Annotated in this window: 18 protein-coding genes; 14 read left to right on the plus strand and 4 right to left on the minus strand. The window is 72.4% G+C overall.

Annotation, left to right across the window (positions count from 1 at the left end; genetic code table 11):
* Positions 1-153: 153 nt before the first annotated feature.
* The 7 genes from aroA to AB0424_RS23550 all read left to right on the plus strand — a co-directional run bounded on the left by aroA (position 154) and on the right by AB0424_RS23550 (position 8,615).
* Positions 154-1,389: a 3-phosphoshikimate 1-carboxyvinyltransferase gene (aroA, locus tag AB0424_RS23520; protein WP_366308435.1), complete on the plus strand. Its 1,236-nt coding sequence runs from the start codon at positions 154-156 to the stop codon at positions 1,387-1,389.
* 34 nt (positions 1,390-1,423) lie between these two features.
* On the plus strand, positions 1,424-2,674 hold the full coding sequence (dxr, locus tag AB0424_RS23525) for a 1-deoxy-D-xylulose-5-phosphate reductoisomerase (RefSeq protein WP_366308437.1): 1,251 nt from the start codon (positions 1,424-1,426) through the stop codon (positions 2,672-2,674).
* On the plus strand, positions 2,671-3,978 hold the full coding sequence (locus tag AB0424_RS23530; protein ID WP_366308439.1) for a site-2 protease family protein: 1,308 nt from the start codon (positions 2,671-2,673) through the stop codon (positions 3,976-3,978). Before dxr ends, AB0424_RS23530 begins: the two co-directional genes overlap by 4 nt.
* A 103-nt stretch (positions 3,979-4,081) precedes the next feature.
* The gene (gene ispG, locus AB0424_RS23535) at positions 4,082-5,239 is read left to right on the plus strand and encodes a flavodoxin-dependent (E)-4-hydroxy-3-methylbut-2-enyl-diphosphate synthase (protein WP_366308441.1); all 1,158 of its coding nucleotides are present in this window, start codon (positions 4,082-4,084) and stop codon (positions 5,237-5,239) included.
* Positions 5,240-5,373: 134 nt separating this feature from the next.
* Complete coding sequence (locus AB0424_RS23540; RefSeq protein WP_366308443.1) at positions 5,374-6,219, plus strand: GNAT family N-acetyltransferase; 846 nt, start codon at positions 5,374-5,376, stop codon at positions 6,217-6,219.
* 42 nt (positions 6,220-6,261) lie between these two features.
* Positions 6,262-6,807, plus strand: a complete 546-nt coding sequence (locus AB0424_RS23545; protein WP_366308445.1) for a GNAT family N-acetyltransferase — start codon at positions 6,262-6,264, stop codon at positions 6,805-6,807.
* Between the two features lie 107 nt (positions 6,808-6,914).
* Positions 6,915-8,615 carry a proline--tRNA ligase gene (locus tag AB0424_RS23550; protein ID WP_366308447.1) on the plus strand — a complete coding sequence of 567 codons (1,701 nt, stop codon included), beginning with the start codon at positions 6,915-6,917 and terminating at the stop codon, positions 8,613-8,615.
* A gap of 78 nt (positions 8,616-8,693) precedes the next feature.
* On the opposite strand, the gene AB0424_RS23555 is transcribed toward AB0424_RS23550, so the two are convergent.
* From AB0424_RS23555 to AB0424_RS23570, 4 genes are read right to left on the minus strand one after another with little or no spacing between them, the layout of a single operon-like run.
* The gene (locus AB0424_RS23555) at positions 8,694-9,611 is read right to left on the minus strand and encodes a slipin family protein (RefSeq protein ID WP_366308449.1); all 918 of its coding nucleotides are present in this window, start codon (positions 9,609-9,611) and stop codon (positions 8,694-8,696) included.
* 45 nt (positions 9,612-9,656) lie between these two features.
* Positions 9,657-10,556 carry an aminoglycoside phosphotransferase family protein gene (locus tag AB0424_RS23560; RefSeq protein ID WP_366308451.1) on the minus strand — a complete coding sequence of 300 codons (900 nt, stop codon included), beginning with the start codon at positions 10,554-10,556 and terminating at the stop codon, positions 9,657-9,659.
* A gap of 32 nt (positions 10,557-10,588) precedes the next feature.
* Positions 10,589-11,005: a ferritin-like domain-containing protein gene (locus tag AB0424_RS23565; protein WP_366308453.1), complete on the minus strand. Its 417-nt coding sequence runs from the start codon at positions 11,003-11,005 to the stop codon at positions 10,589-10,591.
* Complete coding sequence (locus tag AB0424_RS23570; RefSeq protein ID WP_366308455.1) at positions 11,002-11,613, minus strand: hypothetical protein; 612 nt, start codon at positions 11,611-11,613, stop codon at positions 11,002-11,004. Before AB0424_RS23570 ends, AB0424_RS23565 begins: the two co-directional genes overlap by 4 nt.
* 168 nt (positions 11,614-11,781) lie before the next feature.
* On the opposite strand from AB0424_RS23570, the gene rimP reads away from it, so the two are divergent.
* From rimP to truB, 7 genes are all read left to right on the plus strand, one after another.
* Complete coding sequence (rimP, locus tag AB0424_RS23575) at positions 11,782-12,279, plus strand: ribosome maturation factor RimP (protein WP_366308457.1); 498 nt, start codon at positions 11,782-11,784, stop codon at positions 12,277-12,279.
* A 2-nt stretch (positions 12,280-12,281) separates the two neighbouring features.
* A complete protein-coding gene (gene nusA, locus AB0424_RS23580; protein ID WP_366308459.1) occupies positions 12,282-13,277 on the plus strand; it encodes a transcription termination factor NusA in 996 nt (331 codons plus the stop codon).
* 74 nt (positions 13,278-13,351) lie between these two features.
* Complete coding sequence (locus AB0424_RS23585) at positions 13,352-13,633, plus strand: YlxR family protein (RefSeq protein WP_366308461.1); 282 nt, start codon at positions 13,352-13,354, stop codon at positions 13,631-13,633.
* A 147-nt stretch (positions 13,634-13,780) separates the two neighbouring features.
* Positions 13,781-16,876 (plus strand): translation initiation factor IF-2, encoded by a 3,096-nt coding sequence (gene infB / locus AB0424_RS23590; RefSeq protein ID WP_366308463.1) that lies wholly within the window; start codon positions 13,781-13,783, stop codon positions 16,874-16,876.
* Positions 16,877-17,026: 150 nt separating this feature from the next.
* Positions 17,027-17,320, plus strand: coding sequence for a DUF503 domain-containing protein (locus tag AB0424_RS23595; RefSeq protein ID WP_125746257.1), 294 nt, complete (start codon positions 17,027-17,029; stop codon positions 17,318-17,320).
* Between the two features lie 29 nt (positions 17,321-17,349).
* Complete coding sequence (gene rbfA / locus AB0424_RS23600) at positions 17,350-17,790, plus strand: 30S ribosome-binding factor RbfA (RefSeq protein WP_329850685.1); 441 nt, start codon at positions 17,350-17,352, stop codon at positions 17,788-17,790.
* A complete protein-coding gene (truB, locus tag AB0424_RS23605) occupies positions 17,787-18,686 on the plus strand; it encodes a tRNA pseudouridine(55) synthase TruB (RefSeq protein ID WP_366308465.1) in 900 nt (299 codons plus the stop codon). Before rbfA ends, truB begins: the two co-directional genes overlap by 4 nt.
* The last annotated feature ends 163 nt before the right edge of the window (positions 18,687-18,849 follow it).

Below are 18,849 nucleotides of genomic sequence, written 5' to 3' on the forward strand. Positions count from 1 at the left end.
CCACCCGTCCCGCCCGGCGGGACGACCGCCCACACGGCGGTGGGCCCGGGGCGCAGCCCGGCCGCGCCGCAGAGGAACCCGCGCCGCCCCGTCGACGGTCCACGTGGCGGACCGTGCCGCGCAGTCGCCGCCCCGCACGGCAGGATGGACCGTGTGACCGTCATCGACATCCCCGGCTCCAAGTCCGTCACGGCCCGCGCGCTGTTCCTCGCCGCGGCCGCGGAGGGCACCACGACGTTGCTGAGGCCGCTGGTCTCGGATGACACGGAGGGCTTCGCGGAGGGGTTGGGGGCGCTGGGGTACGAGGTCCGGCGGGAGGTCGGGGAGTGGCGCGTCGAGGGCCGCCCGGCGGGCCCGGGGGCGGAGGCCGCGGAGGTGTACTGCAGGGACGGCGCGACGACGGCCCGCTTCCTGCCGACGCTGGCCGCCGCGGGCCACGGCACGTACCGCTTCGACGCGTCGGCGCAGATGCGGCGGCGGCCGCTGCGCCCCCTGACGGAGGCGCTGCGGACGCTGGGAGTGGATCTGCGGCACGGCGAGAAGGAGGGGCACCACCCCCTCGCCGTGCACGCCAGGGGCGTGAAGGGCGGGGCGCTGACCCTCGACGCGGGGCAGTCGTCGCAGTATCTGACGGCGCTGCTGATGCTGGGTCCGCTGACGGCGGAGGGCCTGGACATCACGGTCACCGACCTGGTGTCGGAGCCGTACGTCGAGATCACGCTGGCGATGATGCGGAGCTTCGGCGCGGAGGTCCGCCAGGAGGGCCGCACCTACCGGGTGGCGCCGACGGGGTACCGCGCGAGGACGTACGGGATCGAGCCGGACGCGTCCACCGCGAGCTACTTCTTCGCCGCGGCGGCGCTCGGACCGGGCCGCTCGGTGACGGTGCCCGGCCTCGGCCGCGGCGCGCTCCAGGGCGACCTGGCCTTCGTGGACGTGCTGCGCCGCATGGGGGCGGACGTCGAGGTCGGCGAGGAGGGGACGACGGTCCGGTCGACCGGGGTGCTGCGGGGCCTGACGGTCAACATGCGGGACATCTCGGACACGATGCCGACGCTCGCGGCGATCGCGCCCTTCGCGGACGGCCCGGTGCGGATCGAGGACGTGGCGAACACCCGGGTGAAGGAGTGCGACCGGCTCGACGCCTGCGCGGAGAACCTGCGCCGGCTGGGGATCACCGTCCGCACGGGTCCCGACTGGATCGAGATCCACCCCGGCACCCCGACGGGGCCGGTGGAGATCGCCACCCACGGGGACCACCGGATCGTGATGTCCTTCGCGGTCACGGCCCTGCCCACGCCCGGGATCACCTTCGACGACCCGGGGTGCGTGAAGAAGACGTTCCCCGACTTCCACCGGGTGTTCGACACGTTCGTCCACACCCCGTGAAGACCACGCGGGGTTTGCGGCAAGAATGGGGGGCATGAGCGACCGCCCCTCTCCTCTCGCCGACCCGCACATCGCCTTCGACGTCTCCGAAGGACGCCGGGACATCGTCGTCCTCGGCTCGACCGGGTCCATCGGCACGCAGGCCATCGACCTGGTCCTGCGCAACCCCGACCGTTTCCGGGTCACCGCGCTGGCCGCCTCGGGCGGCCGGGTCGGACTGCTCGCCGAGCAGGCGCACCGGCTGAAGGTCGCCGCGGTCGCGGTCGCCCGCGAGGAGGTGCTGCCGGAGCTGCGCGACGCGCTGAAGGCGCTGTACGGCTCCGAGCCGCTGCCGGAGATCCTGGCCGGGCCGGACGCCGCCACGCAGCTGGCGGCATCACCGTGCCACACCGTCCTCAACGGCATCACCGGCTCCATCGGCCTCGCGCCGACCCTGGCCGCCCTCGAAGCGGGCCGCACCCTCGCCCTCGCCAACAAGGAGTCGCTGATCGTCGGCGGCCCGCTGGTGAAGGCACTCGCCAAGCCCGGCCAGATCATCCCGGTCGACTCCGAGCACGCGGCCCTCTTCCAGGCGCTCGCCGCCGGCACCCGCGCCGACGTGCGCAAGCTGGTCGTCACCGCCTCCGGCGGCCCGTTCCGCGGCCGTACGCGGGAGCAGCTGGCCGACGTGACCCGCGAGGACGCGCTGGCCCACCCGACCTGGGCGATGGGCCCGGTGATCACGGTGAACAGCGCCACCCTGGTGAACAAGGGCCTGGAGGTCATCGAGGCCCACCTGCTCTACGACATCCCCTTCGACCGCATCGAGGTCGTCGTCCACCCGCAGTCGTACGTGCACTCGATGGTCGAGTTCACGGACGGGTCCACGCTCGCCCAGGCCACCCCGCCGGACATGCGCGGGCCGATCGCCGTCGGCATCGGCTGGCCGGAGCGGGTCCCCGACGCGGCCCCCGCCTTCGACTGGACCAAGGCGTCCACCTGGGAGTTCTTCCCGCTGGACACCGAGGCTTTCCCGTCCGTCGGCCTGGCCCGGCACGTGGGCACCCTGGGCGGCACGGCCCCCGCCGTCTTCAACGCGGCGAACGAGGAGTGCGTCGAGGCGTTTCTCGCCGGACGGCTGCCGTTCAACGGAATCATGGATACCGTCACTGCGGTCGTCACCGAGCACGGACAGCCCAGCAGGGGAACCTCGCTCACGGTGTCGGACGTCCTCGAAGCGGAGACCTGGGCACGGGCCCGGGCCCGTGAGCTCGCAGCGAAGGCAACAGCGGAGGCCCGCGCATGAACGAAACGCTCCTGTACGTCCTGGGCATCGTGCTGTTCGCGTTCGGACTGCTCGTCTCCATCGCCTGGCACGAACTCGGCCACCTCTCCACGGCCAAGCTCTTCGGCATCCGCGTGCCGCAGTACATGGTCGGCTTCGGCCCCACGATCTGGTCGAGGAAGCGCGGGGAGACCGAGTACGGCATCAAGGCCATCCCGGCCGGCGGCTACATCCGCATGATCGGCATGTTCCCGCCGGGCGAGGACGGCAAGATCGAGGCCCGCTCCACCTCGCCCTGGCGCTCCATGATCGAGGACGCCCGCGAGGCGTCGTACGAGGAGCTCCAGCCCGGCGACGAGACCCGGCTGTTCTACACGCGCAAGCCGTGGAAGCGCGTGATCGTGATGTTCGCCGGACCGTTCATGAACCTGGTCCTGGCGGCGGCGCTGTTCTTCGGCTCGATGATGACCCTCGGCATCGAGGGCCAGACGACCCAGGTCGCCGGCGTCCAGAAGTGCGTCATCAAGCAGAGCGAGAAGCGCGAGAAGTGCGCGACGGGCGACCCGGTGTCCCCGGCGTTCAAGGCCGGCCTGAGGGACGGCGACCGGATCGTCGCCTTCAACGGCACGCCCGTCGCCGACTGGGACACCCTCTCCGACCGCATCCGCGAGACCATCGGCCCGGCCACGGTCACCGTCGAGCGCGCCGGACAGCGCGTCGACCTGCACCCCACGCTGGTCTCCAACAAGGTGCCGAGGAAGGACGCGGACGGCAAGGTCGTCCAGCCGGTGGACTACATCGACGCCGGCTACCTCGGCTTCGCCTCCAAGACCGAGGTCGCGCCCCTCTCCTTCGGCGAGACCACCGACCGGATGACCGACCTCCTGGAGAACGGCGTCCACTCGGTCATCGCGCTCCCGGGCAAGATCCCCGGCCTGTGGGACGCCACCTTCGGCGACGGCGAGCGCGCCGACGACTCCCCGGTGGGCGTGCTCGGCGCCGCCCGGATCACCGGCGAGCTGATGACCGTCGAGGCCCCGCCGACGACGATCCTCGTGATGTTCATGAACCTGCTGGTCATGTTCAACGTCTCGCTGTTCCTGTTCAACATGCTCCCGCTGCTGCCGCTCGACGGCGGCCACATCGCGGGCGCCCTGTGGGAGTCCGTCCGCCGCCACACGGCCCGGATCTTCAAGCGCCCCGACCCCGGCCCGTTCGACGTGGCCAAGCTGATGCCCGCCGCCTACGTGGTGGCCGGTGTCTTCGTCTGCTTCACCCTGCTGGTGCTCGCCGCCGACATCGTCAACCCGGTGAAGCTGACATGACCCCCAGGGGGGCCGGACCCGGTGGTGTCCGGCCCCCCGCCCCCGGGGCGGTAACCTCGGAGACCTGAGCCCGCCGACGCACAACCTTGAGGTTGCACAGAAGATGACCGCGATTTCTCTCGGTATCCCGACCGTTCCGACCCGGCTCGCCGAGCGTCGCAAGAGCCGTCAGATCCAGGTCGGCAGCGTGGCCGTCGGCGGTGACGCCCCCGTCTCCGTGCAGTCGATGACCACGACCCGCACGTCCGACATCGGCGCCACGCTCCAGCAGATCGCCGAGCTGACCGCCTCCGGCTGCCAGATCGTGCGCGTGGCCTGCCCCACGCAGGACGACGCCGACGCGCTCGCCACGATCGCCCGGAAGTCCCAGATCCCGGTCATCGCCGACATCCACTTCCAGCCGAAGTACGTCTTCGCGGCGATCGACGCCGGCTGCGCGGCCGTCCGCGTCAACCCCGGCAACATCAAGCAGTTCGACGACAAGGTCAAGGAGATCGCCAAGGCGGCCTCCGACGCCCGCACCCCGATCCGCATCGGCGTCAACGCCGGCTCGCTGGACGCGCGGCTCCTGAAGAAGTACGGCCGTGCCACCCCCGAGGCGCTCGTCGAGTCCGCCCTCTGGGAGGCGTCCCTCTTCGAGGAGCACGGCTTCCGCGACATCAAGATCTCGGTCAAGCACAACGACCCGGTCATCATGGTCGAGGCGTACCGCCAGCTCGCCGCCCAGTGCGACTACCCGCTGCACCTCGGCGTCACCGAGGCGGGCCCGGCCTTCCAGGGCACCATCAAGTCGGCCGTCGCCTTCGGCGCCCTGCTCTCGCAGGGCATCGGCGACACCATCCGCGTCTCGCTCTCCGCGCCGCCGGCCGAGGAGATCAAGGTCGGCATGCAGATCCTGGAGTCGCTCAACCTCCGCCAGCGCCGCCTGGAGATCGTCTCCTGCCCGTCCTGCGGCCGCGCCCAGGTCGACGTCTACAAGCTCGCCGAGGAGGTCACCGCCGGTCTCGACGGCATGACCGTCCCGCTGCGCGTCGCCGTCATGGGCTGTGTCGTCAACGGCCCCGGCGAGGCCCGCGAGGCCGACCTCGGCGTCGCCTCCGGCAACGGCAAGGGCCAGATCTTCGTGAAGGGCGAGGTCATCAAGACCGTCCCCGAGTCGAAGATCGTCGAGACCCTCATCGAGGAGGCGCTCAAGATCGCCGAGCAGATGGAGAAGGACGGCATCGCCAGCGGCGAGCCCACCGTCGCCGTCGCCGGCTGATTCCGGCCGGACACCCGCACCCCGAAGCCCCTCCACCGCACCGGTGGAGGGGCTTCGCGCGCACGACGGGCTCCCCCGCGGAGCAGAGGGGTACAGTGCGGAGACCAGCAGATCCGCACCCGTGAGGCCCCCTCGTGTTGACACAGACGACCACCCGGGTCCTCGAACCCGCCGACCTCGGCGCCGCGCTCGCCGTCCTGGAGAGCGCCCCCGTCGAGAACGCCTTCGTGGCCGCCCGCGTCCAGGTCGCCGGGCTCGACCCCTGGCGGCTCGGCGGCGAGATGTGGGGCTGGTACACCGAGGGAAGACTGCGCTCCCTCTGCTACTCCGGAGCCAACCTCGTGCCCATCTGCGCGACCCCCGAGGCCGTTCGCGCCTTCGCCGACCGGGCGCGCAGGATCGGCCGCCGCTGCTCCTCGATCGTCGGCCCCGCCGAACCCACCACCGAGCTGTGGCGCCTCCTGGAGCCCAGCTGGGGCCCCGCGCGGGACGTCAGGGCCCACCAGCCGCTCATGGTCACCGAGGAGCCCTCCGCCGCCGTCACGCCCGACCCGCTGGTGCGCCGCGTCCGCAAGGACGAGATGGAGGCGATCATGCCCGCCTGCGTCGCCATGTTCACCGAGGAGGTCGGCGTCTCCCCGCTCGCCAACGACGGCGGACTCCTCTACCAGGCCCGGGTCGCCGAGCTGGTCGGCACGGGCCGTTCCTTCGCCCGCATCGAGGACGGCAAGGTCGTCTTCAAGGCCGAGATCGGCGCCGCCACCCGCCACGCCTGCCAGATCCAGGGCGTCTGGGTCGCCCCGGAGCACCGCGGCAAGGGCCTCTCCGAGACCGGCATGGCCGCCGTGCTCCGGTACGCCCTGGCGGACGTGGCACCCGTGGTCAGCCTGTACGTCAACGACTACAACGCCCCCGCGCGGGCCGCGTACCGCCGCGTCGGCTTCCGCGAGACCGGCGCGTTCACGAGCGTGCTGTTCTGAACGTGGTGCCCGAGGCGGGCGGCCGCTTGTAGGGTGCGCCGCATGGATGACGCAGACCCCGTGATCGGACCGGTCAATCTCGCCGCCCGGGTGGACGAGGCCCTCGCCGTGCAGGCGGTCGCCTTCGGCCTGGACGCCGGCGAGGTCGCCGTACGCCGCCACATCGTGCTGCGCCACCTGATGAGCCCCGGAGCCCGCGCCTACGGCGCCACCACGGCCGACGGACGGCTCGTCGGCTTCGTGTACGGCATGCCCAACGACCGCACCCACTGGTGGTCCACCGTCGTCGAGTCCTACCTGCGCGTCACCGGCACCGCCGACTGGCTCGACGACTCCTTCGTCATCACCGAGCTCCACGTCCACCCCGCCTTCCAGGGCCGCGGCGTCGGCCGCGAGCTGATCACCACCATCACCGACGGCGCCGCCGAACCCCGCTCGATCCTCTCCGCGATCGACACCGACTCCCCGGCCCGCGGCCTCTACCACGCCCTCGGCTACCGCGACCTCGCCCGCCAGGTCCAGTTCCCGAGCGCCGTCCGCCCGTACGCGGTGATGGGCGCGCCGCTGCCCCTGCTGCGCCGGAACTGATTTCTCTCGCCAGGGGCGGCCCGGCTAACCTCGGGGCCATCACCTCCCCGGGCTCACGGCCCCGCTCGAGCCGGGGGGACCACCAGCCCGGCAGGAGTACGAGAACCATGGCCAACGCACCGGTCCAGCGCATGTCCCAGTTGATGGCGAAGACGCTGCGCGACGACCCGGCGGACGCCGAGGTCCTCAGCCACAAGCTCCTCGTCCGCGCCGGATACGTCCGCCGCACCGCCGCGGGCATCTGGAGCTGGCTGCCGCTCGGCAAGAAGGTGCTCGCCAACGTCGAGCGCATCGTCCGCGAGGAGATGGACGCCATCGGCGCCCAGGAGGTCTCCCTCCCCGCCCTCCTGCCCCGCGAGCCCTACGAGGCGACCGGCCGCTGGGACGAGTACGGCGCCGAGCTCTTCCGCCTCCAGGACCGCAAGGGCGGCGACTACCTCCTCGGCCCCACCCACGAGGAGATCTTCACCCTCCTGGTCAAGGACCAGTGCTCGTCCTACAAGGACCTGCCCGTCATCCTCTACCAGATCCAGACGAAGTTCCGTGACGAGGCCCGGCCCCGCGCCGGCATCCTGCGCGGCCGCGAGTTCCTCATGAAGGACTCGTACTCCTTCGACACCGAGGACGAGGGCCTGGCCGCGTCCTACGCCCTGCACCGCCAGGCGTACCAGCGCGTCTTCGAGCGCCTCGGCCTCGACTACCGCATCTGCGCCGCCACCGCCGGCGCCATGGGCGGCTCCAAGTCCGAGGAGTTCCTCGCCCCGGCCGAGGCCGGCGAGGACACCTTCGCCGACTGCCCGAACTGCGACTTCGCGGCGAACACCGAGGCCGTCCACCAGGAGGTCAAGGCGGTCGACGCCGCCTCGGTCCCCGCGGCCGAGGAGATCCCCACCCCCGACACCCCCACCATCGAGACGCTCGCCGCCTCGCTGGGCGTGCCGGCCTCCGCCACCCTGAAGAACCTCCTGGTGAAGGTCGACGGCGAGATCGTCGCCGTCGGCGTCCCCGGCGACCGCGAGGTCGACATGGACAAGGTCGAGGCGCACTTCGCCCCGGCCGCCGTCGAGCTCGTCACCGAGGCCGACTTCGCCGTCCGCTCCGACCTGGTCCGCGGCTACGTCGGCCCCCAGGGCCTGGAGAAGGTCACCTACATCGCCGACCCGCGCGTCGCGCCCGGCACCGCGTGGATCACGGGCGCCAACAAGGAGGGCATGCACGCGAAGAACGTCGTCGCGGGCCGCGACTTCGAGGTCACCGCGTACGTCGACGTCGTCGTCGTCCAGGAGGGCGACCCGTGCCCCCGGTGCGGCACCGGCCTCAAGCTGGACCGCGCCATCGAGATCGGCCACATCTTCCAGCTCGGCCGCAAGTACGCCGACGCCCTCAAGCTCGACGTCCTCGGCCAGAACGGCAAGCCCGTCCGCGTCACCATGGGCTCCTACGGCATCGGCGTCTCCCGTGCCGTCGCCGCCCTCGCCGAGCAGTCCGCCGACGACAAGGGCCTCTGCTGGCCCTCCGAGGTCGCCCCCGCCGACGTCCACGTCGTCGCCGCCGGCAAGGCCCTCCAGACCGAGCTCGCCCTCGAGGTCTCCGACAAGCTGGCCGCCGCCGGCCTCCGCGTCCTCGTCGACGACCGCGCCGGCGTCTCCCCGGGCGTCAAGTTCACCGACTCGGAGCTCATCGGCGTCCCCAAGATCCTCGTCGCGGGCCGCCGTTCCGCCGAGGGCGTCCTCGAACTCAAGGACCGCCGCACCGGGACCCGCGAGGAACTCACCGTCGAAGAGGCCCTCGCCCACCTCACCGCCTGACCCCGCGGAGCCGCGCCCCCCGGAGGCGGGGGGCCGGTGCCGCCCCCACGGAGGCAGACGCGGGCGCCCCTCCCCGGGTCAGGACGCGGGTTCGTCGTGGGGTGTGGGTTCGACGGAGGGCCCGGTGAGGTCGCCGATCGCGTCGACGGCCGCGGCCCGCCCCTTGAGGTACGCCTCGCTGAGCGGCGGCGCGTCGGCGGAGGGGGCCGGCTCGGGGGACACCGCTTCGGCGGCCCCCGGCGCGGCGCGCTCCAGGAAGCGGAGGAGCTCGACGGGGATGGGGAGGACGAGGGTGGAGTTCTTCTCGGCGGAGACGGCCATGACGGTCTGGAGGAGGCGGAGCTGCAGCGCGGCGGGCTGCGTGGACATGACGCCGGCCGCCTCGGCGAGCTTCTTGGACGCCTGGAGCTCGGCGTCCGCGTTGATGACCCGCGCGCGCCGCTCGCGGTCGGCCTCGGCCTGCCGGGCCATGGAGCGCTTCATGGTCTCGGGCAGGGAGACGTCCTTGATCTCGACGCGGTCGATGGCGACGCCCCAGCCCATGGCGGGGCTGTCGAGCATGAGTTCGAGACCCTGGTTGAGCTTCTCGCGGTTGGAGAGAAGGTCGTCGAGGTCGCTCTTGCCGATGATGGACCGCAGCGAGGTCTGCGCCATCTGGGAGACGGCGAACTTGTAGTCCTCGACCCGGACGAGCGCGTCGGCGGCGTCGACGACCTTGAAGTAGACGACGGCGTCCACGCGCACCGTCACGTTGTCGCGGGTGATGCCCTCCTGCGCCGGCACGGGCAGGGTGACGATCTGCATGTTCACCTTGTGCATGCGGTCGACGACCGGAACGATCATGGTCAGGCCGGGGGCGCGGACCTCGTCGCGCAGCCGTCCGAAGCGGAAGACGACGCCGCGCTCGTACTGCTTGATCACCCGCGCCGCGGCGCCGGCGTACACGGCGGTGGCCGCGGCCGCCCCGGCCACCGCCATCAGCAGTTCTTGGATCATCACGGCCCCCTGGATTGAGCCGAACGGTACAAAAAGGGTATTCCCCTACAGCCAGCTCGCGAACTCCAGGAGCAGCTCGGCATCCTGCGGGCGGCCCGCGGTGAGCGCCCGGGTCCCGGACTCGACCGCCCGGAACAGGGTCCAGCCGCGCAGTCGCTCCCGGTCCAGGTCGAGGGAGTCGGCCAGCTTGTTGACCCGCCGCCGGGCCGCCGAGGCGCCGGAGGACGCGGCCACCAGGTCCTCGACCCGGTCCCGTACGAGCCGGGCGAGGTCGTAGGCGCGCTCGCCGACCAGCGGCTCGGGGCCGACGGCGAGCCAGGGCGCGCGGTCGCCGCCGAGGACCTTGCCCTGGCGGAAGTTCCCGTGCAGCAGCACCGTCTCGGCCTCGGCGGCCACCAGCTCCTCGCGCGCGGCGAGCGCCGCGGCCGTGAGTTCGCCGGTCGCCGCGGCGGAGCGGTGGGACTCCATGGCCGCGGCCTGGCGGGCGGTCCGCTCGGCCACCGTCTCGAAGCCGTGCCCGGCCGGGGGCTCGGTCCAGAGCCTGCGGACGGTGCCGGCCGCCTCCAGGAGCGCCTTCGCCTCCGGCAGGGAGCGCAGCGAGACCTCGGGGTGCAGCCGTTCGAGCACGAGCGCGCCCGGTACGGCCTCCTCGACGAGCTGGACGGCGCCCCAGCCGTTCCAGTGCGCCAGAGCGTCCCGTTCCAGGTCGGGCCGGGTGAACGGGGGCGCGATCTTGAGCGCGGCGGGGGAGCCGTCGGCGCGGCGGACGAGCACCACGAGGCTGCTCCGTCCGCCGGGGGCCATCACCCGGTCGGCGTCCAGGGAGGCGTGGCCGAGGGCCTCGTCGGCGAGCGCGGGCAGCTTCCCGAGCCACTCCGCCGCCGCGGCGTCCCCGTACGTCTCGCCGAGTGTCCTGGCGAGTCGCTGCGGCGGTTCGAATGCCATGCGTGCGTCGTTTCCTTCGGTCGGGTCCGGACTCATACCCGCTCGGCGAGCCCAGGAAAGGTTACGTCGCTGCCGCGCCAGCGGACGGCCCGTACCGCCGTCTCGCGGAGCGCGGCGGCCGCCTCGCGCCGCAGCGGGCCCGCCGCGGCGCGTACGAGGTCGGAGTAGACCCCGGCCACCCGGTCCTCCAGGACGGCCGCCAGGCGTACGGCGGCGGCCGTGTCCGCGGCCGGGAACGGCAGCGTGTACGCGGCCTCCGAGGCGACCGGGGTGCCGCCCAGGTCGCGGACGGTGCGGCGCAGCGCGTCGCGTCGGGCCCGGTGGGCCTCGTACGCCGCGGTGGCCTCGGGGCGGCGCTCGGCGCCGATCCGGCCGCCGACGACGCCGTAGCCGTACACCGCCGCGTGCTCGGCGGCCAGCGCGGCCTGCGCCGCGTCGAGGGCGCTCATGCCCGGGCTCCTTCGGTCAGCAGATAGGCGTGCGCGGCGCCCGAGGCCGCCACGGAGGCGAGCAGCCGGGCGTACTCGGGCGGGGCGGTGAGCAGCGCGGCGGAATGCCGGTCGGACGCCTCGCGCGCGGCGGCGGCGAGCTCCCGCAGCGCCGCGCGGGGGTCGGCGGGCACGGCCGGGGGAGTGGCGGTCGCCTTCGCCCCGGCGGACGCGCCGGCCGACGCGGTGGGGGAGGCGGACGCCGTCGCGGACGGGCGGGAGGCCGCGGCCGCGGTCGGGGTGGCGGCCGCCGTCGCGGGGGTCACCGTCGTGCCGCCCTCGCCCAGCGCCTGGGCCTGGGCCGCCGCCGAGCGGCGCAGCGGGGTGAGGCGGGGGGCGAGCGCGGGATGGGCGGCGAGCGCGGCGTCGTAACGTTCCAGCAGGCCGCGCGCGGTGGCCACCGAACGCAGCCGCAGGGCCGCCTCGGCGCGTGCCACCCGTTCGGCCTCCTGCTCGGCGGCGCTCGGCCGCCGTGTCCCCCGGTCGGACGAAGAGGTGCAGGCCGTGAGGGCTGCCGCTCCCGCCGCGGCTCCCGCCATCAGGAGCGCGCGCCTGTCCGTCGTCGTCACGCCTTCTCCCTCGGCTGTCGTCCGTCGTCGAAGATCGTCGAGATCACCGCAGGCGAGCGTACCCGCGGGCCCCGGGGCGGTGGACGGCAACACCCTCCGGGACCGGATACCCTTTGGTCTGACACGCGACGAACCCACAACAGCACACGCGGCCGAGGAGTCACCCGGATGAGCACCACCCAGAGCGACAGGCTGCGCGGACTCGTGGAGCCGCTCGTCGCCGCGAAGGACCTGGATCTGGAAGAGATCGAGGTGTCCCGGGCCGGCCGCCGCGGACTGCTGCGGATCGTCGTCGATTCGGACGAGGGCGTCGAGCTGGACGTCTGTGCCGAGCTGAGCCGCGCGATCTCCGAGAAGCTCGACGAGAGCGACGCGATGGGCGAGGGCGAGTACGTCCTCGAAGTCAGCTCCCCCGGTGCCGACCGCCCCCTGACGGAGCACCGCCACTACGTGCGTGCCACCGGCCGGCTGGTCAAGTTCCAGCTCGCCGAGGACGGCGAGCTGGTGGCACGGATCCTCGCCGTGGACGAGGACGGCCTCGACCTCGAAGTGCCGGGCCTGAAGGGGCGCAAGCCCACCGCCCGCCGGGTCGCCTTCGCCGACATCGCCAAGGCGCGTGTCGAGATCGAGTTCAACCGCAAGGACAAGAAGGAAGAGGAGGCGTAGCCGTGGACATCGACGTGAAGCTTCTCAAGGGCTTGGCGCATGAGAAGGAGATCTCCTTCGACCTGCTGGTCGAGGCGATCGAGTCGGCCCTCCTCATCGCCTACCACCGCACCCCCGACGCCCGCCGCCACGCGCGCGTGGAGCTGGACCGGGCCTCCGGCCACGTGACGGTGTGGGCGAAGGAAGACCCCTCCGAGCTGGAGGAGGGCCAGGAGCCCAAGGACTTCGACGACACCCCGTCGGACTTCGGCCGGATCGCGGCGAGCACCGCCCGCCAGGTCATCCAGCAGCGGCTGCGGGACGCCGAGAACGACGTGACCTTCGGCGAGTACGCGCGCCGCGAGGGCGACGTCGTCGCCGGTGTGGTGCAGCAGGGCAAGGACCCGAAGAACGTCCTGGTCCGTCTGGACGACAAGCTGGAGGCCATCCTCCCGGTCCAGGAGCAGGTGCCGGGCGAGGACTACACGCACGGTCTGCGTCTGCGCACGTACGTCGTCCGGGTGGCGAAGGGTGTCCGCGGTCCGTCCGTCACCCTTTCGCGCACCCACCCCAATCTGGTGAAGAAGCTGTTCGCCCTGGAGGTGCCGGAGATCGCCGACGGTTCCGTCGAGATCGCCGCCATCGCCCGTGAGGCCGGCCACCGCACCAAGATCGCCGTCCGTTCCACCCGTTCGGGCCTGAACCCCAAGGGCGCCTGCATCGGCCCGATGGGCAGCCGCGTCCGCAACGTGATGGCGGAGCTGCTCGGCGAGAAGATCGACATCGTCGACTGGTCGGACGACCCGGCCGAGATGGTGGCGAACGCGCTCTCCCCGGCGCGGGTCTCCAAGGTCGAGGTCGTGGACCTGGCCGCCCGTTCCGCCCGGGTGACGGTGCCGGACTACCAGCTGTCGCTGGCGATCGGCAAGGAGGGCCAGAACGCCCGCCTCGCCGCGCGCCTCACCGGCTGGCGGATCGACATCCGTCCGGACACGGAGCCGGCCGGTCCGCAGGACTGAGACCGTTTTTGGCCAACAACTGTTCGATTCTTGCCCCAAACGGGTGGGGTCGGTACGGGGAGGTAGACTTAATCGTGTCTGGCCGGACGCAAGCCCGCGTATGCCCTGAACGAACCTGTGTGGGATGTCGGGAGCGAGCGGCCAAGAGCGATCTGCTGCGGATCGTGTTGATCAAGGACGAGTGCGTTCCCGATCAGCGCGGTACGCTGCCCGGCCGGGGTGCTCACCTGCACCCCGCCGTGGTCTGTCTCGACCTTGCGGTCCGCCGCCGGGCGTTCCCGAGGGCCTTCAGGGTCCAGGGCCCGCTCGACACGGCGGAACTGCGTCACCACGTCGAGCGGTCGGCACCGCAGTGAAGAAGTACGGCACGGATCACCGTGCGGTCAGGTACCTCGCGAGTTGGAAGTAGGTCGAGATTGCGATGAGCACTCGATGAGTACGCGATGAGTACGCCCATGAAGTAGCGACGGTCCGGCGGTAACCGGACCTCACAAAGGAGCGAAGTGGCTAAGGTCCGGGTATACGAACTCGCCAAGGAGTTCGGTGTGGAGAGCAAGGTCGTCATGGCCAAGCTCCAGGAACTCGGTGAATTCGTCCGATCTGCGTCCTCGACGATCGAGGCGCCGGTCGTGCGCAAGTTGACTGACGCTTTGCAGGGTCCCGGCGGCAACGCCGGCAAGACCGCTGCCAAGCCCGGCGCGCCCCGCAAGGCGGCGCCCTCCCCCGCGGCGCCGTCTCCGGCCGCCGCGGCTCGTCCCGCTGCCCCCAAGCCCGGCGCCCCGGCCCCCAAGCCGGCCCCCGCCGCGCCTGCGGCGCCGGCTCCGGTCACTCCGGCCGCGCCCGCGAGCAGCACCCCCTCTCCGGCTCCGGCCGCCTCGGGCCCCCGCCCGGGCCCGAAGCCCGCCCCCAAGCCGGCCACGCCGGCTCCGGCCGCCCCCGAGTTCACCGCGCCTCCGTCGGCTCCCGCCGCCGGTCAGCGTCCGGGTGGCGCCGCTCAGGGACCCCGCCCCTCCGGCGAGCGTCCCGCCCGTCCGGGTCAGCAGGCTCCCCGCCCGCAGGGTCAGGGCGCCCCGCGCCCCGGTGGCCAGCAGGCCCCCCGTCCGGGCGGTGCCCGTCCGGCCGGCCCGCGTCCCGGCAACAACCCGTTCACCTCGGGTGGCTCCACCGGCATGGCGCGACCGCAGTCGCCCCGCCCCGGTGGCGGCGCCCCGCGTCCGCAGGGCGGCCCCAACGCCGTTCCCGGCGCTCCGCGTCCGCAGGGTGGCCCCGGTGGCGCCCCGCGTCCGCAGGGCCAGGGCGGCGCGCGTCCCACCCCCGGTGGCATGCCGCGTCCGCAGGCTCCCCGTCCGGGCGGCGCGCCCGGCGGTAACCGTCCGAACCCGGGCATGATGCCGCAGCGTCCCGCTGCCGGCCCGCGCCCCGGTCCCGGCGGTCGTGGTCCCGGTGGTCCCGGCGGTCGTCCGGGTGGTCCCGGCGGCGGCGGTGGCGGTCGTCCCGGCTTCGCCGGTCGTCCGGCCGGTCCCGGCGGTGGCGGCGGCGGCTTCGCCGGTCGTCCCGGTGGTCCCGGTGGCGGCGGCGGTCGTCCGGGTGGTCCCGGCGGCGGTGGCGGCGGCTTCGGCGGTCGTCCCGGTGGCTTCGGTGGCCGTCCCGGCGGTCCCGGTGGCCGTGGTGGCACGCAGGGCGCCTTCGGTCGTCCCGGCGGTCCCGCGCGTCGTGGTCGCAAGTCGAAGCGTCAGAGGCGCCAGGAGTACGAGGCCATGCAGGCCCCGTCCGTGGGCGGCGTGATGCTTCCCCGCGGTGGCGGCGAGGTCATCCGCCTGTCGCGCGGTGCCTCCCTCACCGACTTCGCCGAGAAGATCGGCGCCAACCCGGCGTCGCTCGTCGCGGTGATGATGAACCTCGGCGAGATGGTCACGGCGACGCAGTCCGTCTCCGACGACACGCTGCAGATGCTCGGCGACGAGATGAACTACCAGGTTCAGATCGTCTCGCCGGAGGAGGAGGACCGCGAGCTCCTCGAGTCCTTCGACATCGAGTTCGGCGAGGACGAGGGCGGCGAAGAGGCTCTGGTCTCCCGTCCGCCGGTCGTCACCGTCATGGGTCACGTCGACCACGGTAAGACCCGACTGCTCGACGCGATCCGCAAGACGAACGTCGTCGCGGGCGAGGCCGGTGGCATCACCCAGCACATCGGTGCCTACCAGGTGGGTACCGAGGTCAACGGCGAAGAGCGTCGCATCACCTTCATCGACACCCCGGGTCACGAGGCGTTCACCGCCATGCGTGCCCGTGGTGCGAAGTCGACCGACATCGCGATCCTCGTGGTCGCGGCCAACGACGGCGTCATGCCGCAGACGATCGAGGCGCTCAACCACGCCAAGGCCGCCGGCGTCCCGATCGTCGTCGCGGTCAACAAGATCGACGTCGAGGGTGCCGACCCGACCAAGGTCCGCGGTCAGCTGACCGAGTTCGGTCTGGTGGCCGAGGAGTACGGCGGCGACACGATGTTCGTCGACATCTCCGCCAAGCAGGGTCTGCACATCGACTCCCTGCTGGAGGCCGTGATCCTCACCGCCGACGCCTCGCTCGACCTTCGGGCCAACCCGAACCAGGACGCGCAGGGTATTGCGATCGAGTCCCACCTCGACCGCGGTCGCGGTGCCGTCTCGACCGTCCTGGTCCAGCGCGGAACGCTGCGCATCGGCGACACCGTGGTGGTCGGCGACGCGTACGGCCGCGTCCGGGCGATGCTCGACGACAAGGGCAACAACGTCGAGGAGGCGACCCCGTCGACTCCCGTCCTGGTGCTCGGTCTCACCAACGTGCCGGGTGCCGGCGACAACCTCCTGGTGGTCGACGAGGACCGTACGGCCCGCCAGATCGCCGAGAAGCGCGCTGCGCGTGAGCGCAACGCCGCCTTCGCCAAGCGCGTCCGCCGGGTGTCCCTCGAGGACCTCGACAAGGTGCTCAAGGCCGGTCTGGTCCAGGAACTCAACCTCATCATCAAGGGCGACGCGTCCGGTGCGGTCGAGGCCCTCGAAGCCTCGCTGCTCCAGCTCGACGTCGGTGAAGAGGTCGACATCCGGGTCCTGCACCGCGGTGTGGGTGCGGTCACCGAGTCCGACATCGACCTGGCGATGGGCTCCGACGCCATCGTCATCGGCTACAACGTCCGTGCGGCCGGCCGTGCCGCGCAGATGGCGGAGCGCGAGGGCGTCGACGTCCGGTACTACTCGGTGATCTACCAGGCCATCGAGGAGATCGAGGCGGCCCTGAAGGGTCTCCTCAAGCCGGAGTACGAAGAGGTCGAGCTCGGCACGGCGGAGATCCGCGAGGTCTTCCGCTCGTCCAAGCTGGGCAACATCGCCGGTGTCCTCATCCGCTCCGGCGAGGTCAAGCGCAACACCAAGGCGCGCCTCGTCCGCGACGGCAAGGTCATCGCCGAGGACCTCACGATCCACGGTCTGCGCCGCTTCAAGGACGACGTCACCGAGATCCGCGAAGGCTTCGAGGGCGGTATCAACCTCGGAAACTTCAACGACATCAAGATCGACGACGTCATCGCGACGTACGAGATGCGCGAGAAGCCGCGCGCCTGATCGCGTCCGATCGCAGCAGTGAGCAGGGGCCGGTCGGCGGAAGTTATTCCGTCGATCGGCCCCGGCCGTTGCGTGTACGGTTCTGGTGTCCCTGCCAAGCGACGGCGTGGCAGGCCACCGAACCCGAACCGGCGGGACATCCGGCACCGCATGTACGTGGGGACTCTGTCCTTCGATCTGCTCCTCGGCGACGTTCATTCGCTGAAGGAGAAACGCTCCGTCGTCCGGCCCATCGTCGCCGAGCTCCAGCGCAAGTTCTCCGTGAGCGCGGCCGAGGTGGGCGACCAGGACCTCCACCGCAGGGCCCTGCTGGGCGTCGCGCTGGTGTCCGGGGACCCGGGGTTCGTATCGGACGTGCTCGACCGCTGTGAGCGGCTCGTCGCCGCGCGTCCCGAGGTGGAGCTGCTGTCGGTGCGCCGCAGGCTCCACACTGATGAAGACTGATTGAGCAAGGCAAAGAAGGAGAAGGACCAGTGGCCGACAACGCGCGGGCGAAGAAGCTGGCGGACCTCATCCGGGAGGTGGTCGCCGAGAAGCTGCAGCGCGGCATCAAGGACCCCCGCCTGGGTACGCACGTGACCATCACGGACACCCGCGTCACCGGTGACCTGCGGGAGGCCACGGTCTTCTACACGGTCTACGGCGACGACGAGGAGCGGGCGAGCGCCGCGGCCGGTCTGGAGAGCGCCAAGGGCATCCTCCGCTCGGCCGTGGGCCGGGCGGCGGGAACCAAGTTCACCCCGACCCTGACCTTCGTGGCCGACGCCCTCCCGGAGAACGCCAAGACGATCGAGGACCTCCTCGACAAGGCGCGGGCCTCCGACGCGCAGGTGCGGGAGGCGTCCTCGGGCGCCGCCTTCGCCGGCGAGGCCGACCCCTACAAGAAGCCGGGCGAGGACGAAGCCGCCGAATGAGCACCTCGGAAAAGACTCCCGACGGACTTGTCGTCGTCGACAAGCCGTCGGGATTCACCTCGCACGACGTTGTGGCCAAGATGCGGGGGATCGCCAGGACCCGCCGCGTCGGCCACGCCGGCACGCTCGACCCCATGGCCACCGGTGTCCTCGTCCTCGGCGTGGAGCGGGCGACCAAGCTCCTCGGTCACCTCGCGCTGACCGAGAAGGAGTACCTGGGCACCATCCGCCTGGGCCAGACCACGGTCACCGACGACGCCGAGGGCGAGATCACCGCCTCGGTGGACGCCTCGAAGGTCACCCGCGAGGGCATCGACGCGGGCGTCGCCGAGCTCACCGGCGCCATCATGCAGGTGCCATCGAAGGTCTCCGCGATCAAGATCGACGGCAAGCGGTCCTACGCGCGCGTGCGCGGCGGCGAGGAGTTCGAGATCCCGGCCCGTCCGGTCACCGTCTCCTCCTTCCGGGTGTACGACGTGCGGGACGCGGTCGCCGAGGACGGCACGCCCGTCGTCGACCTCGTCGTCTCGGTCGTCTGCTCCTCCGGTACGTACATCCGCGCGCTCGCCCGGGACCTCGGCGCCGGTCTGGGCGTGGGCGGCCACCTGACCGCGCTGCGCCGCACCCGCGTCGGCCCGTACAAGCTGGACGCGGCCAGGACCCTGGACCAGCTCCAGGAGGAGCTCACGGTCATGCCGGTCGCCGACGCGGCCGCGGCGGCGTTCCCGCGATGGGACGTCGACGAGAAGCGGGCCAAGCTGCTCCTGAACGGTGTGCGGCTGGAGATGCCCACGTACCCGCCGGGACCGGTCGCCGTCTTCGGGCCCGACGGCACGCTGCTCGCGCTGGTCGAGGACCAGCGCGGCAAGGCGAAGAGCCTCGCCGTCTTCGGCTGAGCGGACAGGGAGCGGTCCACCGGGCCGGCTCCCCCGTGGGGGGGGGGGGGGGGCCCGGCCCCCCCCCCCCCCCGGGGGCGCCCCCCCCCCCCCCCCACCCCCCGCCCCGCCCGGGGCCCCCCCGGCCCCCCCCCCCCCGCCGCGGGGGGGGGGAGCGGCGGGG

The organism is Streptomyces sp. NPDC051180 (assembly GCF_040689545.1).
Taxonomy (GTDB): domain Bacteria; phylum Actinomycetota; class Actinomycetes; order Streptomycetales; family Streptomycetaceae; genus Streptomyces.

Excerpts from the sequence above, each read along its gene's own strand:
- dxr (WP_366308437.1), top strand. The coding sequence starts at position 1,424 with ATGAGCGACCGCCCCTCTCCTCTCGCCGACCCGCACATCGCCTTCGAC.
- AB0424_RS23530 (WP_366308439.1), top strand. The coding sequence starts at position 2,671 with ATGAACGAAACGCTCCTGTACGTCCTGGGCATCGTGCTGTTCGCGTTC.
- ispG (WP_366308441.1), top strand. The coding sequence starts at position 4,082 with ATGACCGCGATTTCTCTCGGTATCCCGACCGTTCCGACCCGGCTCGCC.
- AB0424_RS23545 (WP_366308445.1), top strand. The coding sequence starts at position 6,262 with ATGGATGACGCAGACCCCGTGATCGGACCGGTCAATCTCGCCGCCCGG.
- AB0424_RS23550 (WP_366308447.1), top strand. The coding sequence starts at position 6,915 with ATGGCCAACGCACCGGTCCAGCGCATGTCCCAGTTGATGGCGAAGACG.
- AB0424_RS23555 (WP_366308449.1), bottom strand. The coding sequence starts at position 9,611 with ATGATCCAAGAACTGCTGATGGCGGTGGCCGGGGCGGCCGCGGCCACC.
- AB0424_RS23560 (WP_366308451.1), bottom strand. The coding sequence starts at position 10,556 with ATGGCATTCGAACCGCCGCAGCGACTCGCCAGGACACTCGGCGAGACG.
- AB0424_RS23565 (WP_366308453.1), bottom strand. The coding sequence starts at position 11,005 with ATGAGCGCCCTCGACGCGGCGCAGGCCGCGCTGGCCGCCGAGCACGCG.
- rimP (WP_366308457.1), top strand. The coding sequence starts at position 11,782 with ATGAGCACCACCCAGAGCGACAGGCTGCGCGGACTCGTGGAGCCGCTC.
- AB0424_RS23595 (WP_125746257.1), top strand. The coding sequence starts at position 17,027 with ATGTACGTGGGGACTCTGTCCTTCGATCTGCTCCTCGGCGACGTTCAT.
- truB (WP_366308465.1), top strand. The coding sequence starts at position 17,787 with ATGAGCACCTCGGAAAAGACTCCCGACGGACTTGTCGTCGTCGACAAG.